This window comes from Ramlibacter sp. (assembly GCF_036676645.1).
Taxonomy (GTDB): Bacteria; Pseudomonadota; Gammaproteobacteria; order Burkholderiales; family Burkholderiaceae_C; genus Ramlibacter.
In genome coordinates this window covers 21,844-37,697 of record NZ_JAKFCM010000075.1, presented here as the reverse complement: position 1 = coordinate 37,697, position 15,854 = coordinate 21,844, and the positions used below count along the sequence as shown (strand labels likewise).

General features: G+C 72.2%; 10 protein-coding genes. 2 read left to right on the top strand and 8 right to left on the bottom strand.

Going from position 1 to position 15,854, the window contains the following annotated elements; translation table 11 throughout:
• Positions 1–260 precede the first annotated feature (260 nt).
• From V6M57_RS11445 to V6M57_RS11430, 4 genes are all read right to left on the bottom strand, one after another.
• Complete coding sequence (locus V6M57_RS11445; RefSeq protein ID WP_332815121.1) at positions 261–3,914, bottom strand: hydantoinase B/oxoprolinase family protein; 3,654 nt, start codon at positions 3,912–3,914, stop codon at positions 261–263.
• A gap of 101 nt (positions 3,915–4,015) precedes the next feature.
• A complete protein-coding gene (locus V6M57_RS11440) occupies positions 4,016–5,209 on the bottom strand; it encodes an efflux RND transporter periplasmic adaptor subunit (RefSeq protein WP_332815120.1) in 1,194 nt (397 codons plus the stop codon).
• 5 nt (positions 5,210–5,214) lie between these two features.
• Positions 5,215–7,581: an ABC transporter permease gene (locus V6M57_RS11435; RefSeq protein ID WP_332815119.1), complete on the bottom strand. Its 2,367-nt coding sequence runs from the start codon at positions 7,579–7,581 to the stop codon at positions 5,215–5,217.
• A gap of 4 nt (positions 7,582–7,585) precedes the next feature.
• A complete protein-coding gene (locus tag V6M57_RS11430; RefSeq protein ID WP_332815118.1) occupies positions 7,586–8,314 on the bottom strand; it encodes an ABC transporter ATP-binding protein in 729 nt (242 codons plus the stop codon).
• A 96-nt stretch (positions 8,315–8,410) separates the two neighbouring features.
• On the opposite strand from V6M57_RS11430, the gene V6M57_RS11425 reads away from it, so the two are divergent.
• The gene (locus V6M57_RS11425) at positions 8,411–11,071 is read left to right on the top strand and encodes a bifunctional acetate--CoA ligase family protein/GNAT family N-acetyltransferase (RefSeq protein ID WP_332815117.1); all 2,661 of its coding nucleotides are present in this window, start codon (positions 8,411–8,413) and stop codon (positions 11,069–11,071) included.
• 89 nt (positions 11,072–11,160) lie between these two features.
• Entirely contained in the window at positions 11,161–12,042 is an 882-nt protein-coding gene (locus V6M57_RS11420) for an N-formylglutamate amidohydrolase (RefSeq protein ID WP_332815116.1), read from the top strand.
• Positions 12,043–12,259: 217 nt separating this feature from the next.
• On the opposite strand, the gene V6M57_RS11415 is transcribed toward V6M57_RS11420, so the two are convergent.
• From V6M57_RS11415 to V6M57_RS11400, 4 genes are all read right to left on the bottom strand, one after another.
• Positions 12,260–12,850: a peroxidase-related enzyme gene (locus V6M57_RS11415; RefSeq protein WP_332815115.1), complete on the bottom strand. Its 591-nt coding sequence runs from the start codon at positions 12,848–12,850 to the stop codon at positions 12,260–12,262.
• Positions 12,851–13,130: 280 nt separating this feature from the next.
• Positions 13,131–13,499, bottom strand: coding sequence for a hypothetical protein (locus V6M57_RS11410; RefSeq protein ID WP_332815114.1), 369 nt, complete (start codon positions 13,497–13,499; stop codon positions 13,131–13,133).
• Between the two features lie 70 nt (positions 13,500–13,569).
• Positions 13,570–14,058: a MarR family winged helix-turn-helix transcriptional regulator gene (locus tag V6M57_RS11405; RefSeq protein WP_332815113.1), complete on the bottom strand. Its 489-nt coding sequence runs from the start codon at positions 14,056–14,058 to the stop codon at positions 13,570–13,572.
• A gap of 8 nt (positions 14,059–14,066) precedes the next feature.
• Positions 14,067–15,848, bottom strand: a complete 1,782-nt coding sequence (locus tag V6M57_RS11400; protein WP_332815112.1) for an acyl-CoA dehydrogenase family protein — start codon at positions 15,846–15,848, stop codon at positions 14,067–14,069.
• Positions 15,849–15,854 lie beyond the last annotated feature (6 nt).

Sequence of the window (15,854 nt, the reverse complement as noted above, 5' to 3'; positions counted from 1 at the left end):
GGAAGCGAGTGTGCGAGCCCGCTCAACGCCGATCGATATAGATTTCGCGGGGGAGGGGCTCTTTTCTCAAGCGTATCAACAACTTACGACGCAAATGAGAATGGATCTCCGGACACTACTGGGTCGAGCCCGCAATGACACCCAACCGTGTCATCCCGGCGAACGCCGGGAACCATCTCCCGCCCTTCGAGCAGCCGACGCGCGTGTTCGGCGGCCGGGTGATGGATTGCGGGTCGAGCCCGCAATGACACAGAGCGGTGTCATCCCCGCGATGTTGCCGCCGGCTTGCCGAAGCCGCCGCCGCCCGGCGTGTGGATCTCGAAGATATCGCCGGCCTCCATCTGCGCCGACCCGATGTGGCCCAGGTCTTCCACGCGGCCGTCCTGCCGCACGACGCGATTGATGCCCACTTGCCCGGGCTCGCCCCCGGCCATGCCGAAGGCGGGCACCTTGCGGCCGTTGGACAGGATGCTGGCGGTCATGGGTTCGAGGAAGCGCACGCGCCGGATGCCGCCATCGCCGCCGGTCCAGCGGCCCTTGCCCCCCGATCCCTGCCGGATCGCGTAGCTCTCCAGCCGGACCGGAAAGCGGAACTCCAGCACCTCGGGGTCGGTCATGCGCGAGTTGGTCATGTGCGTCTGCACGACGCTGGTGCCGTCGAATCCGCCGGAGAGCCGGCCGTCGGCATCGAACACGCCGCCCGCGCCGGAGCCGCCGGAGATCGTTTCGTAGTACTGGTGGCGGGCGTTGCCGAAGGTGAAGTTGCTCATCGTGCAGGGGCCGGACGCCATCAGCCCCAGCGCGCCGAACAGGGCGTTGGTGATGCAGGTCGAGGTCTCGACGTTGCCGGCCACCACCGAGGCCGGCGGATCCGGGTTGAGCATGGAGCCCGGCGGGATGATCACCTCCAGCGGCTTGAGGCAGCCGGCGTTCAGCGGGATGTCGTCGTCCACCAGCGTGCGGAACACGTACAGCACCGCCGCCATGCACACCGCGGTGGGCGCGTTGAAGTTGTTGGTCTGCTGGGGCGAGGTGCCGCTGAAGTCGATCTCGGCGCTGCGCGCCTGCGCGTCCACGCGGATCGCCACCCGGATCTCGGCGCCGTTGTCCAGCGGCAGGGTGAACTGCCCGTCCTTCAGCCGCGTGATCACCCGGCGCACCGACTCCTCGGCGTTGTCCTGCACGTGGCGCATGTAGGCCTGCACCACCTCCAGCCCGAACTGGTCGACCATGCGGCGCAGCTCCTGCACGCCCTTCTCGTTGGCGGCGATCTGCGCCTTCAGGTCGGCCAGGTTCTGTTCGGGGTTGCGGCTCGGGTAGGCCCCGCTGCGCAGCAGGTCCAGTATCTCGCGCTCGCGCAGCACGCCGCGGTCGACCAGCTTGAAGTTGTCGATCTGCACGCCTTCCTCCTCGATGCGCGTCGAGAACGGCGGCATCGAGCCCGGCGTGGTGCCGCCGATGTCGGCGTGGTGGCCACGGGAGCCGACGTAGAACAGCGGGCGGGCGTCGTCGCCCGCATCCAGGTACACCGGCGTGATCACCGTCACGTCCGGCAGGTGCGTGCCGCCGTGGTAGGGATCGTTCAGCACATAGACATCCCCCGGCGCCATGGTGCCGCGGTTCTGGCGGATCACCGTCTTGATGCTCTCGCCCATGCTGCCCAGGTGCACGGGCATGTGCGGGGCATTGGCGATCAGGTTGCCCTCGGCGTCGAACAGCGCGCAGGAGAAGTCCAGCCGTTCCTTGATGTTCACCGAATAGGCGGTGTTCTGCAGCTGCAGCCCCATCTGCTCGGCGATGTTCATGAACAGGTTGTTGAACACCTCCAGCAGCACCGGATCCACGTGCGTGCCGGCCGCGAAGCGGCTCTCGCGCGGCACGCGGCGCTCCAGCAGGATGTGGTCCAGCTCGGTGATGCGCGCCTCCCAGCCGGGCTCGACCACCGTGGTGGCGTTCTTCTCGGCAATGATGGCCGGGCCGGCAATGGCGTCGCCCGGGCGCAGGTCCTCGCGCACCACCAGGGCGGCATTCAGCCATTGCGCGCCGGAGTACATGCGCACGGTCTCGCGCCGCGGCACCTCGCGCGCGGGCTGCAGTTGCCGGCGCTGTTCGGCCGGCGCATCGCCGGCCACCACGGCTTCCACCGACACGGCCTCGACCACCAGCGCCTTGCCCTGCATCAGGAAGGAGAAGCGCTGCCGGTACGCGGCCTCGAACGCGGCGACGATGGCCGGCAGCCCCCCGTGCGGCACCACCAGCGCCGAATCGGTGCCCTGGTAGCGCACGTGCACCCGGCGCGCGATGCGCACCGCGCCGGTCCCCACGCCCTGCTTCTCCAGCTCGGCGCGGGCGGCGTCGGCCAGCCCGTCCAGCGTCGCGTCGACCTTGGGCAGCGAAGCCGCATCCAGCGGCAGCTCGACCGCCTGCTCGCGGATCACGTTCTGGTCCGCCAGGCCCATGCCATACGCCGACAGCACGCCGGCCAGCGGGTGCACCAGCACGCGCGACATGCCCAGCGCATCGGCCACCAGGCAGGCGTGCTGGCCGCCGGCGCCGCCGAAGCACTGCAGCGTGTAGCGGGTGACGTCGTAGCCGCGCGCCACCGAGATCTTCTTGATCGCGTTGGCCATCTGCTGCACGGCGATGGCGATGAAGCCCTCGGCGACGTCTTCGGCGCTGCGGCCGGTGCTGGCGGCGATCTGCGCGAACTGCTGCGCCGCCGCCTCGTGGCTGAGCGGCTCGTCGGCGCGGGGGCCGAACACCCGGGGAAAGTAGCGCGGCTGGATCTTGCCGACCATCACGTTCGCGTCGGTCACCGCCAGCGGGCCGCCGCGGCGGTAGCTGGCGGGCCCCGGGTTGGCGCCGGCGCTCTGCGGCCCTACGCGAAAGCGGGCACCGTCGAACTCCAGGATGGAGCCGCCGCCGGCCGCCACCGTGTGGATGCTCATCATGGGCGCGCGCATGCGCACGCCGGCCACCTGGGTCTCGAACTCGCGCTCGAACTCGCCGGCGAAGTGCGACACGTCGGTGGAGGTGCCGCCCATGTCGAAGCCGATCACCTTGGGCTGGCCGGCGAGCTGGGCCGTGCGCGCCATGCCGACGATGCCGCCGGCCGGCCCCGACAGGATCGCGTCCTTGCCCTGGAAGGCGTGGGCGTCGGTCAGGCCGCCGGAGGACTGCATGAAGAACAGCTTCACGCCCGGCATCTCGGCGGCGACCTGCTCGACGTAGCGGCGCAGGATCGGGGACAGGTAGGCATCGACCACGGTGGTGTCGCCGCGGCTGACGAACTTCATCATCGGGCTGGTGCCGTGCGAGGTGCTGACCTGCTCGAAGCCGGCTTCGCGCGCCAGCCGCCCGGCGGCCGCTTCGTGCGCGGTGAAGCGCCAGCCGTGCAGGAACACGATGGCCGCGCTGCGCAGCCCGGCGGCGTGGGCAGCCGCCAGCTGCTCGCGCAGGTGGGCCTCGTCCAGCGCCTGCAGCACCTCGCCCTGCGCGCCGACGCGCTCGTGCGCCTCGATCACCCGGCTGTACAGCAGCTCGGGCAGCACGATCTGGCGGTCGAACAGGCGCGGGCGGTTCTGGTAGGCGATGCGCAGGGCGTCGCGGAAGCCGCGCGTGGTGACCAGCAGCGTCGGCTCGCCCTTGCGCTCCAGCAGCGCGTTGGTGGCCACCGTGGTGCCCATCTTCACGCTCTCGACGAGATCGGGGCCGATGGTCTCGCCGTGCCGCAGGCCCAGCAGGTGGCGGATGCCGGCCACGGCCGCGTCGCGGTACTGCTCGGGGTTGTCCGACAGCAGCTTGTGGGTGAGCAGCGAGCCGTCGGGGCGGCGCGCGACGATGTCGGTGAAGGTGCCGCCGCGGTCGATCCAGAACTGCCAGCGGGCCGGGTGGGGGGTGGGATTCGGGTTCATGCGGGTGGGAAGGTGCAGGGCAGGACTTTATCGCCGCTTGCTCCCGTCCTGCCCGCGCAGGCGGCCGCTCCCGGCGGAGGCGGGAACGGGAAGGCCGGCCTTCAGGGCCGCCGCACCTCCACCCGGGCCCCATCGCGCACGGTCGCCGGCGGGTACAGGATCACCTGCTGCTGCGACACCAGCCCGGCCTCGACCCAGGCCATGCTGCCGTTGCGCCCGGCCACGTCCACCGGCTGCAGGCGTGCGCGCCCCTCGTCGAGGCGGTAGACGGCGAAGCCTTCGCCGTTCGGGAACAAGGCCCCGACCGGGACCTGCAGCGCATCGGCCGCCGAGTTGGTGATGACGCGCACGGTCACCCGGAAGCCGTCGCCCAGCCGGCGCCACTCGGCCGGCGGATCGACCGGGTCGATCAGCACCTTCACGCGCTGCTCCTCGATGCCCAGCGCCGAGACCTTGGTGAAGGCCGCCGGCTCGACCCGGCGCACCCGGCCTTCCAGCGGCGGGCCGCCCCAGCGCTCGATCGACACGCGGGTGCCGGGGCTGGCCTGCACGGCATCGGTGGTCAGCAGCTCGGCCACCACTTCCATCTGGTTCGGATCGCCCACGTCCAGCAGCGCGGTGCCGGGCGCCACCGTGTTCTCGCTCTGCAGCGGCAGGCGCAGCACCACGCCCGCCACCGGCGAGCGCACCGCGAGCGGCTCGCCCGCCGCTGCGCCGGGCCGCGCCGGCTGCAGCACCGCGGCAGCCTGGGCCCGCTCCTGGGTCGCGACCTCGCGCTCGGCGCGCGCCGCTTCCAGCTCGCGTTGCGCGGCCCCGAGCGCCAGCCGCGAGCTGTCCAGCCGGGAGGCCGAGACGTAGCCGTCCACCGCGAGCCGCTCGTCGCGCTGCAGTGCCAGCCGCGCTTCCTCCAGCGCGATGCGGGCGCGCTCGACCCGGGCGCCGGCGCGCTCGACGCCGGCCGACGCGGCGCGCAGGCGCGCCGCCGCTTTGCGCGCGCTGCGCTCGTCCACCATGGACGACATCACCGGCGTGAGCACCGCGACCACGTCGCCCGCGGCAACCGTGTCGCCCTCGCGCAGCGTGCTGCGCGCGACCCGCGCAGCGACCGGCGCGGAGATGGTGTAGCGGTCGCGCAGCCGGGTCTGGCCGTCCTCCTCGATCCACTGCTCGAAGGGCGCCTGCCGTGCCGTCGCGGCTTCCACCGGCGCCGGCCGCGGCGCGAAGGCCCAGGCCAGGGCGCCGGCCGCGAGCACCGCGCCCAGCAGGCCGTACAGGGTCGTGCGATTCGCCTTCATCGTTCTCATTCCCTCGTCTTGAGCGCCGCCACCATGTCCAGCCGGTCGACCCGCCGCCGCACCACCAGCGCGCTGCCCACGCCCGCGGCCACGACGCACAGGGCCGCCCAGGCGTAGGTGCGCGGGCTGATCACCACCGGGAACAGGAACTGGTCGGTCTGCATCATCCCGACCAGCAGGTGCACCAGCCCCCAGCCGGTGAGCATGCCCAGCGGCAGCGCCACGGCGATGCCCAGCGCCAGTTCGCCCAGCAGCAGCAGCGAGACTTCGGCCCGGGTGAAGCCCAGCACCCGCAGGCTGGCCAGCTCCCAGCTGCGCTCGGCCAGCGCGATGCGCGCGTTGTTGTAGACCACGCCGACGGCGATCACCGCCGCGAATATCGTCAGGATGGTGCTCGTGATCAGGATGTTGCGGGCGGTCACGTCCTGCATGTTGCGCAGCATGCTGGCCTTGCTGAAGGCGCCGGCCACGCCGCGGATCGCCTGCGTGGCCTGCAGCACCTCGGGGCCGCGGCCGGGCTCGATGCCGAGCGTGAACTCGGACGCCACGTCGCCCTCGCCCAGCAGGCGGTTGAGCGCGCGCCGCTCCAGCCAGGCGTTCAGGCCCATCATGTCGCGCACGGTGCGCTCGACCCGCACCTCGCGCACGTGTCGGCGGCCCTCGCGGAACTCCACCGTCACGCTGTCGCCGGGCTGCACGCCGAGCTTGGCCGCGAGTCGCTCGCCCATCAGCAGGCCGTCCTGCGGGATCGGCACCGCCCGCCGGTCGACGTCGATCACCCGCTGCAGCTGCCCGTCGGTGGGCCGGCCCTGGATCTGCCCGGATTCGCTGCGGTGGCCCTTGACGAAGCGCACTTCGACCCGCCGCCCCACCTCCACCTGCTGCACGCCGGGGATGCGGGCCAGCGCGCGCGCCTCGCCGGCCGGCACGGGGTCCACCGTCCACACGGCGACGTCGCCGCGCATGGCCAGCGTGAAATTGGCGTCGATGATCACCGCGACCGCGTCGCGGAAGAAGTTGCCCAGCACCACGATGGCCACGGCGAAGGCGATGCCGCCCACGGTGACGGCCGCGCGCAGCGGACGGCGCTCGACGTTGCGCAGGATCATGCGCAGCGCGGGTCCGGTGCGCAGGCGCGGCAGGCGCTCCAGCAGCGAGCGCCGGTAGCGCCCGGGCGCCGGCGGCCGCATGGCTTCGGCCGGCTGCAGGCGCACCGTGCCGGCGATGGCCGTCAGCGTGCCGGCCATCGCGGTGAGCGCGACGATGCCCAGGCTGGCCGCCACCAGGCCGGGCGGGATCGTGTGCACCAGCACCGGGAACCGGAACACCTCGGTGTACAGGCCCATCAGCTGCACGCCCATCCACTTGCCCACCGCCAGCCCGAGCAGGAAGCCCGCCAGCACCATCGGCGCCACCAGCTCGAGGTAGTGCAGGGCGATGGCCCGGTTGCGGTAGCCGAGCGCCTTGAGCGCCGCCACCTGCTCGCGCTGGGTGGATACCAGCCGGGCCGCGACCACGTGCAGCAGGAAGGCGGCGACGCCCAGGAAGATGGCCGGCAGCAGCGTGCCGATCACCTGCTGGCTGCGGATCTCGTCGTTCAGCATCGCATCCGAGACCTGCTCGGACCGGCCGCGCGCCAGCTGGCCGCCGTATGGCGCGAGCAAGCGGGTGGCGGCATCGACCACTGCCGCCTGCGAGGCCTGCGGCTGCAGCTTGAGCGCCACCCGGTTGAAGGCGCCGCGCATGTCCAGCGCCGCCGCCAGCTCGTCCTCGTCGACCCAGAACACACCGAAGGCGCGCAGGTCCGGCATGCCCCACAGGCCGGCGAACACGTACTCGGGCGACAGCGCCAGCCCGGTGATGCGCAGCCGGCGCAGCTTGCCGTTGACCAGCGCCTCGACGTGGTCGCCCGGCCGCAGCCGGTGCGCGAGCGCAAATCCCTCGGACACCGCCGCCTCCAGCTCGCCGGACCCGCGCGCCCCCGGCTGCGGAAAGCGGCCGTTGCGCAGGCTGACGAGGTTCAGGCGCTGGGCCGCCCGGGCCGGCAGCCCGATCAGCTGCCCGATCACCGGATCGCTGCTGCCGGGCACCGTGACCCGCGCGGCCGACTCGACCGTGGTCTGGGCGTCCACCACGCCCTCGATGGCGCGCAGCCGGGCGGCCAGCGAATCGGGCGCGCGGCGCGCGCTGGCGAACACGTCGGCAAAGCGGGCCGCCGTGTAGAAGCCGTCGCGCGCCAGCGCCAGCGACTCCACCGCCGACAGGGTGGCGACGAAGGCGGAGATGCCGCTGGCCACCACCAGCGCGATGGTCAGCGCCTGGCTCCACAGCAGGCGCAGGTCGCGCAGCACCTTGCGGTCGAGCGCCTTCATCGCATCACCAGGACAGCTGCGCCGGGGTCAGCCGCCGCTCGGGCACTTCCACGCCGGCCACCCGGCCGTCGGCCAGCCGCACCACGCGATCGGCCATGCCCGCGATGGCGGCGTTGTGGGTGATCACGATCGCGGTCGTGCCCAGTTCGGTGTTGATGTGCGCGATGGTCTCCAGCACCAGCTTGCCGGTCTGGTAGTCGAGCGCGCCGGTCGGCTCGTCGCACAGCAGCAGCTGCGGGCGCTTGACGATGGCGCGGGCGATCGCCACGCGCTGCTGCTCGCCGCCCGACAGCTGCGAGGGGAAGTGGTCGCGCCGCGGCGTCAGCGCCACCCGGTCCACCGCTTCGTCCACCGGCATCGGGTCCCTGGCGATGTCGGTCACCAGGCCCACGTTCTCGCGCACGGTCAGGCTGGGGATCAGGTTGTAGAACTGGAACACGAAGCCCACGTGCTCGCGCCGGTAGGTGGTCAGCTCGTCGTCGCTGGCGTCGCTCAGGCGCTGCCCGCGGAACCAGAGCTCGCCGCCGGTGGGGCGGTCCAGCCCGCCCAGGATGTTGAGCAGGGTGGACTTGCCCGATCCGGACGCACCCAGCAGCACGATGAACTCGCCGCTGCGGATTTCCAGATCGACGTCGCGCAGGGCATGCACGGCCGTGTTGCCGCTGCCGTAGGTGCGGCTGAGCGATTCGGCACGCAGGACCGGCAGGTCCGCTGGCGGGGCGGGCTCGTTCATGGCAAGGCGCGTGGCGTGGCCACTCTAGCGCAGGGTGGCGAGGGCCTCGTTGAGGGTCCTCAAGGTGCCCGGCTCCTTCCGGGTGATGATGCCGGCATGAGCGTGCGCAACCTCGAGTACCTGTTCCGCCCGGCCTCCGTCGCGCTGATCGGCGCCTCCGATCGCGAGGGCAGCGTGGGCGCCGTCGTGTTCCGCAACCTCAAGCAGGGCGGCTTCCGCGGGCCGGTCTGGCCGGTCAATGCCAATCGCGACATCGTGGCGGGCGAGCGGGCCTGGCGCGACGTCGCCAGCCTGCCGTCGGCACCCGACCTGGCCGTGATCTGCACGCCGGCGCCCACCGTGCCGCAGCTGATCGAGGCGCTCGGGCGCAGGGGCACCCGCGCCGCCGTGGTGCTGAGCGCGGGCCTGAAGCAGCGTGCAGCGCCGGGCGGGCCGAGCTACGAGCTGCAGATGCTGCAGGCGGCGCGCCCCTGGCTGATGCGCATCCTGGGGCCCAACTGCATCGGCCTGCTGCTGCCCGGCCTGGGGCTCAACGCCAGCTTCGCGCCGGGGCAGGCGCTGACCGGCCCGCTGGCCTTCGTCACGCAATCGGGCGCGCTGGCCACTGCCATGCTGGACTGGGCGCGCGGGCGCGGCATCGGCTTCTCGCACTTCATCTCCCTGGGCGACAGCGCCGACGTGGATTTCGGCGACGTGCTGGACTACCTGGGCAGCGAGAGCCGCACGCGGGCCATCCTGATGTATGCCGAGTCGGTGAAGGCGGCGCGCAAGTTCATGTCGGCGGCGCGCGCCGCCGCGCGCAACAAGCCGGTGATCGTGGTGAAGGCGGGCCGCGCACCCGAAGGGGCCCGCGCGGCGGCCTCGCACACCGGCGCGCTGGCCGGATCGGACGGGGTGTTCGACGCCGCGGTGCGCCGCGCCGGCATGCTGCGGGTGGACACGCTGGAGGACCTGTTCGATGCCGCCGAGACGCTGGCCCATGCGCGGCCGGTGCTCGGCGAGCGGGTCGTGATCCTCACCAACGGCGGCGGCGCCGGCGTGCTGGCGGCCGATGCGCTGTCGCTGCGCGGCGGGACGATGGGCGAGCTGGCTCCCGACACCCTGGCTGCACTCGATGCGGTGCTGCCGGCCACCTGGTCGCGCGGCAATCCGGTGGACGTCATCGGCGACGCGCCGGTGGCGCGCTACGTGGATGCGATGCGCGTGCTGCTGCAGGCGCCGGAAGTCGATGCCGTGCTGTTCGTGCATGCGCCCACCGCCCTGGTGCCGGCACTGGACATCGCTCGGGCCTGCGCGCCCGTGCTGCAGGCCAGCCGCAAGCCGGTGCTGACCTGCTGGCTGGGCGGGCCGGCCGTGGCCGAAGCCCGTGCGGCCACCGCGCAGGCCGGATTGCCTTCGTACTCGACGCCCGAGCGCGCGGTGGCCGCGTGGCTGCAGATGGCCACCCATGCGCGCAACCAGCGCGCGCTGCAGGAGATCGCGCCGGCGGCCGTGGCCGAGTTCACCCCGGACCGCGCCGCTGCCGCGGCACTGCTGCAAGGCGCTGCTGCCGAGGGCCTGGAATGGCTGGACGAAGTGGCGGCCAAGCGCCTGCTGGCCGCCTACGGCCTGCCGGTGGTGCGCACCGAGGCGGCAACGGGCGTGGACGAAGCGGTCGCCGCGGCGCAGGCGATCGGCTTGCCGGTGGCGCTCAAGATCCTTTCCCCGCAGATCGTGCACAAGTCCGACGTCGGCGGCGTGGCGCTGAACCTGGGCTCGGCCGACGAGGTGCGGGAGGCGGCCGGGCGGATGCTGCAGCGGGTGGCGCAGGCCCGGCCCGACGCCCGCATCCAGGGCTTCGCGGTGCAGGAGATGGTGCGCCGGCCCGGTGCGCGCGAGCTGATCGTCGGGCTGAGCACCGATCCGGTGTTCGGTCCGGTGCTCCTGTGCGGGGTGGGTGGCACCGAGGTCGAACTGCATCGCCGGCACGCGCTGGCCCTGCCGCCCCTGAACCTGGCACTGGCGCAGGAGCTGGTCGATCGCAGCGGCCTGGAGCCCCTGCTGCGCGCCTGGCGCAACCGGCCGGCCGCCGACCGGGCGGCGCTGCTCGATGCGCTGGTGAAGGTGTCGCAACTGGCCTGCGACCTGGACGGGGTGGCCGAGCTCGACATCAACCCGCTGCTGGTGGATGCGCAGGGCGCCGTGGCACTGGATGCGCGGGTGCGGCTGCGCGCCGCCGGCACGCCGGCCCTGCCGCTGGCGATCCGGCCGTATCCGCAGGAGCTGGAGGAAACGGTCGAGATCGCCGGCAGGCGCCTGCAGGTGCGGCCGATCCGCCCGGAAGACGGCGCGCGCCTGCACGCCTTCTACGACGCGGCCACGCCGGGCGACCTGCGGCTGCGCTTCTTCATGATGCGGCGCGAGGTGCCGCATTCGGAGCTGGCCCGCTTCAGCCAGATCGACTACGACCGCGAGATGACCTTCGTCGCGCTGCCCGACGATGGCAGCGACACCCTGGCGGGTGAGGTGCGCGCGATCTGCGACCCCGACAACGAGGTGGCGGAGTTCGCCATCCAGGTCGCGCGCGAATGGCAGGGCAAGGGGCTGGGCCGGCGGCTGCTGGACAAGCTGATCCGGCACCTGCGCGAACGCGGCACCCGCGAGGTGGTCGGCACCTGCCTGCCGGAGAACTCGGCGATGGCGTCGCTGGCGGCGCGGGTCGGCTTCGAGGTGCTGCCGGGCGGCGACCAGACCCACCTGCGGCTGCGGCTGGGGTGAAGGGCGCCGGCCGCGCGGGACATTTCCAGTGCCGGCGCAGCAGTGCCGGGTTCACCCGTCGCGCCCTTGTGGCGCGTTAGAGTCGCCCCATGGCTTCCGATCCGCAAGCGGCCGCAGCAACGGCCGAACCCTGCATCCGCACCGCACCCGGCCGCACGCCGCTGGTGCTCGACTCGCCGCACAGCGGCACCCGCTACCCCGAGGACTTCGACTACGTCTGCGAGCTGGCCGCCTTGCGTACGGCCGAGGACACGCACGTGGAGAAGCTGTACGACTTCGCGCCCGCCCTCGGCATCGCCTGGATCGAGGCGCTGTTCCCGCGCAGCTACCTGGACGCGAACCGCAGCGAGCGCGAGATCGACGTCGACATGCTGGACGGCGAATGGCCGGGCGAGCTGGTCACCGATCCCACGGCGCTGTCCAAGGTACGGCTGGGCAAGGGCCTGATCTGGCGCAACACCGACCATGGCGTGCCCATGTACGGGCGCAAGCTCAAGCCGCAGGAAGTGGCGGCGCGCATCGAGCGCTGCTGGCGGCCGTACTACGAGGCGGTGGCGGGCGCGATCGAGCAGGCCCATGCGCGGCACGGCTACAGCATCCACATCAACTGCCATTCCATGCCGGCGATCGCCGGCAGCCATGCCACCGACTACCCCGGGCTCGCGCATGCCGATTTCGTGATCGGCGACCGCGAGGGCTCCACCGCGTACCCGCGGCTCACCGCCTGGCTGGCCGAGTTCCTGCGGGGCCGCGGCTACGACGTGGAGGTGAACTTCCCGTACAAGGGCGTGGAGCTGGTGCGCCGCTTCGGCGAGCCCGCGCGGCAGCGCCACAGCCTGCAGCTGGAGGTCAACCGCAAGCTGTACATGGACGAAGGCACCTTCGAGATGCTGCCGTCGGCGCAGGTGCTGCGCAGGGACCTGCGGGCGATGTGCGAGGCGCTGCTGGAGGTGGATCCGCGGCGGCTGTAGGCCAGCGCTCGTGGCTGGAGCGAGAGGAGTTGAGTGCGGGCTTGCCCGCAGGAAGGGTGTCATTGCGGGCTTGACCCGCAATCCGTCACCGGACGCCTGACGATCCCTGCGCGTGTTTGGGCGACGGGTGATGGATCCGTCTTCCGCCGGAACGGATCCCGGCTTTCGCCAGGATGGCGACGCTGGTCGTCGACGCGTTGCGGCGACGACCGCGTCGTCACTTCTGCCTGGGCACCCGCCCCATCAGGTAGAACTCCGGATTCGGCATCATGCTGGAGAAGTTCGCCACCCGGTTCGACAGGCCGAAGAAGGCGGTGATGCTGGCGATGTCCCAGGCGTCCTCGTCGGAGAAGCCGTGCGCGTGCAGGGCCTCGAAGTCGGCGTCCTCGATCTCCTGCGCGCGCAGGCAGACCTTCATCGCGAAATCCAGCATGGCGCGCTGGCGCGGCGTGATGTCGGCCTTGCGGTAGTTCACCGCGACCTGGTCGGCCACCAGCGGCTTCTTCTCGTAGATGCGCAGGATCGCGCCGTGCGCCACCACGCAGTACAGGCAGTCGTTGGCGGCGCTGGTGGCCGTGACGATCATCTCGCGGTCGCCCTTGCTCAGGCCGCTCTCCCGGCCGGCGGTCTCCGGCACCATCAGGGCGTCGTGGTAGGCGAAGAAGGCGCGCCACTCGGCCGGCCGGCGCGCCAGCGCGAGGAACACGTTGGGCACGAAGCCGGACTTCTCCTGCACCTCCAGGATGCGGGCGCGGATGTCCTCGGGCACCTGCTCGAGGGTGGGGGCGGGATAGCGGGTCTTGCTCATGGGCTCTCCTGTCGATCTCAGGAGGGAGGGTAGCGCATCCGCGCGCCGGCCCCGCGCCGTGCTCTGGGGTCGGACGGTGTCATTGCGGCCTCGAGGCAAGCGCAATCCATCGCCGGAAGCCGGAACGACCGCCGTGCGGGTCCTGGCGAAATGGTGTCATTGCGGTCTCGAGCCGCAATCCAACACCGGAAGCCGGAATGACCACGGCGCGTGTCCAGGCCGCGGGAGATGGATTCCGGCTTCCGCCGGAATGACACTTGCGTCGGAATGACATTCCCCTCTACATCCGCGCATCCTCCATGCGCTCGCCCGGCTGCAGTTCGTCCATCGTCACCTCCACGGCCGGTGCCTTGTCGAGGTCCAGTCCGGGGTGCGTGCGCGCATCCTCCACCGCGGTGAACTGCCCGTCGAGGTACAGGAAGCCCATGCGCCGGGCCGCGTCCGCCATCGCGGTCTCCGGCGTGGGCGTGCCGCCGCCGGCGAGCTTGTTGCCGTCCAGGAAATAGTGCCAGCTGCCGTCGGCATGGCGGGTGAGCCGCCCGAGATCCACCACCTTGCCCGCGACGTTGCGGGCGTACAGCCGGTCCCCGGCCGCGTAGAAACGGTAGCGGGTGCGGGTGCTGGCAGGCGTGTCGTTCGATTGAGCCATGGCGATTCGTCCATCGTGTCGATGGCCCCATCTCACCGCGGCTGCCGCGGCCCGTCTGTAGGACACGCCCTCAAGGGCGCTGGTAGATCTTGCGCAGCAGGCGCAGCAGCGTCTTGTGCTCGCCCGGCGTGAGGTGCGCGGCCATCTCGCTTTCCAGCCTGGCGGCCGCCTTCTCGGCTTCTCCCATCAGCTTGCGGCCGGCGGCCGTCGGGTGCAGGCCGGTGGCGCGTCCATCGCGGGGGTGCGGCTTGCGCTCGATCAGCCCGCGCTTTTCCAGCGTGCCGACCAGCGGCACCAGGTTGGGCGGCAGGATGCCCAGCGCCGAGCACAGCTGGCGCGAGGTGATGCCCGCGTTGTGCACCACCAGCGACAGCACGGAGAAGTCCACCGGCCGCAGGCGGTAGGGCGCCATGCGCTCCAGGAACACCTCGATCACGGCCAGCGCGGCGCGGCGCGCGTTGTAGCCGAGCAGGGTCTCCAGGAAGCTGGTGTCGACCTGGTCGACCACCGGCGTCTCGTCGGCGGTGGGGAGGGCGCGGGATGCAGCAGGGCGCGGCATGGCGGTGGTCAGGCGGCCTGCACGGCCGCGGCGGCGGCACGGCATTGCGTGCGAAGGATCCCGGCGCGCATCTCGTACTCGGGCAGCACGCGCAGGCGCAGCGCGCGATGCGGTGCGGCCCAGCGGGCCTGCCGTGCATGCTGCGACCGGTCGATGCGGTGCCAGGCCCAGCCCAGCAGCGCCAGGCCGATCGCGCGCAGGTAGTCGTCGGCCGCCTCGAAGGCCAGGCCGGCCTGCGCGCGGCTGGCCTGCACCAGTTCCTGCGTCAGGCGGACGGCATCCTGCAGCCGCGCCGAGGTCTCGGGGCCATCGGCCGCGGCCGTGTCCACCCCGAGCGCCAGCTGCTGCAGCATCGATTCGATGCCGGCTCCGCCGTCCGGCAGCACCTTGCGCGCCAGCAGGTCGATGGCCTGGATCTCGTTGGTGCCCTCGTAGATCAGGGTGATGCGGGCATCGCGCACGTGCTGCTCGATGCCCCACTCGCGCACGTAGCCGTGGCCGCCGAACACCTGCAGCAGCCGGCCGGCCCCGCCCGAGCCCTGCTCGGTGCACAGCGACTTGAGCACCGGCGTGACCAGGCTGCACCACTGCTGCGCGGACTGCCGTTGCGCGGGGTCCGCATGGTGGCGGGCGATGTCGAGCTGCACGCCCGTGTGGTACGCCAGCACCCGCAGCCCGTCGATCCAGGCGCGCTCGGTGTCCAGGGTCCGCTGCACGGCGGGGTGGCGGATGATCGGATCGGCCTCGCCGGCGCCCAGCGTGCCGCCGGGTGCGCGCATCTGCAGGCGCTCCTGCGCGTACGCATGGGCCTTCTGCCAGGCGGCATCGAGCAGGCCCACGCCCTGCAGCGCGACGTGCAGGCGGGCCGCGTTCATCATCACGAACATGGCGGACAGGCCGCGGCCCGGCTCGCCGACGCGCCAGGCGATGGCGTCGTCGAAGCGCAGCACGCAGGTGGGGCTGCCGTGCAGGCCCATCTTCTCCTCGATGCGCTCGCACACGATGGCGTTGCGCGTGCCCCCACCCCAGCCCTCCCCCGGAGGAGGAGGGAGGTCTGTGTTCCGGCCCTCGCCCGGAGGGGGTACGAGGAACTTGGGCGCCAGGAACAGCGACAGGCCCTTCGGCCCGGGCGGCGCGCCGGGCTCGCGCGCCAGCACCAGGTGCACGATGTTGTCGGTCAGGTCGTGCTCGCCGCCGGAGATGAAGATCTTGGTGCCCGCGAGGCGATGGCTGCCGTCGGCCTGCGGCACGGCCCGGGTGCGCACCAGCCCGAGGTCGCTGCCGGCCTGCGGCTCGGTCAGGCACATGGTGGCCAGCCACTCGCCGCTGGCGATCCGGCCCAGGTAGCGCGCCTTGAGCTCCTCGCTGGCGTGGTGCCTGAGGCATTCGTAGGCGCCGTGCAGCAGGCCGGGCGCCATGGTCCAGCCGTGGTTGGCGCCGGTGAGCCATTCGTACAGCACGCCCTCCAACACCCAGGGCAGGCCCTGGCCGCCGTCCTCCGGCGCGCAGGCCAGCGCGGGCCAGCCGGCCTGGCGGAACGCGCGATACGCATCGGCGAAGCCGGGCGGCATGGTGACTTTGCCATCATGGAACTGCGCACCGACCGCGTCGCCCACGGCGTTCAGCGGGGCGACCACCTCGCCCGCGAACCGGGCCGCTTCCTCCAGGACCTGGCCCATCAGGTCGGAGTCGATTTCAGCGAAAGGTGCCAGCGCGCGCAGTTGGGCCGGCGCATCCAGCACCTGCTCGAGCAGGTAGCAGGCGTCGGCGGCGTCGGGTCGGTAGTCCATCCGCGG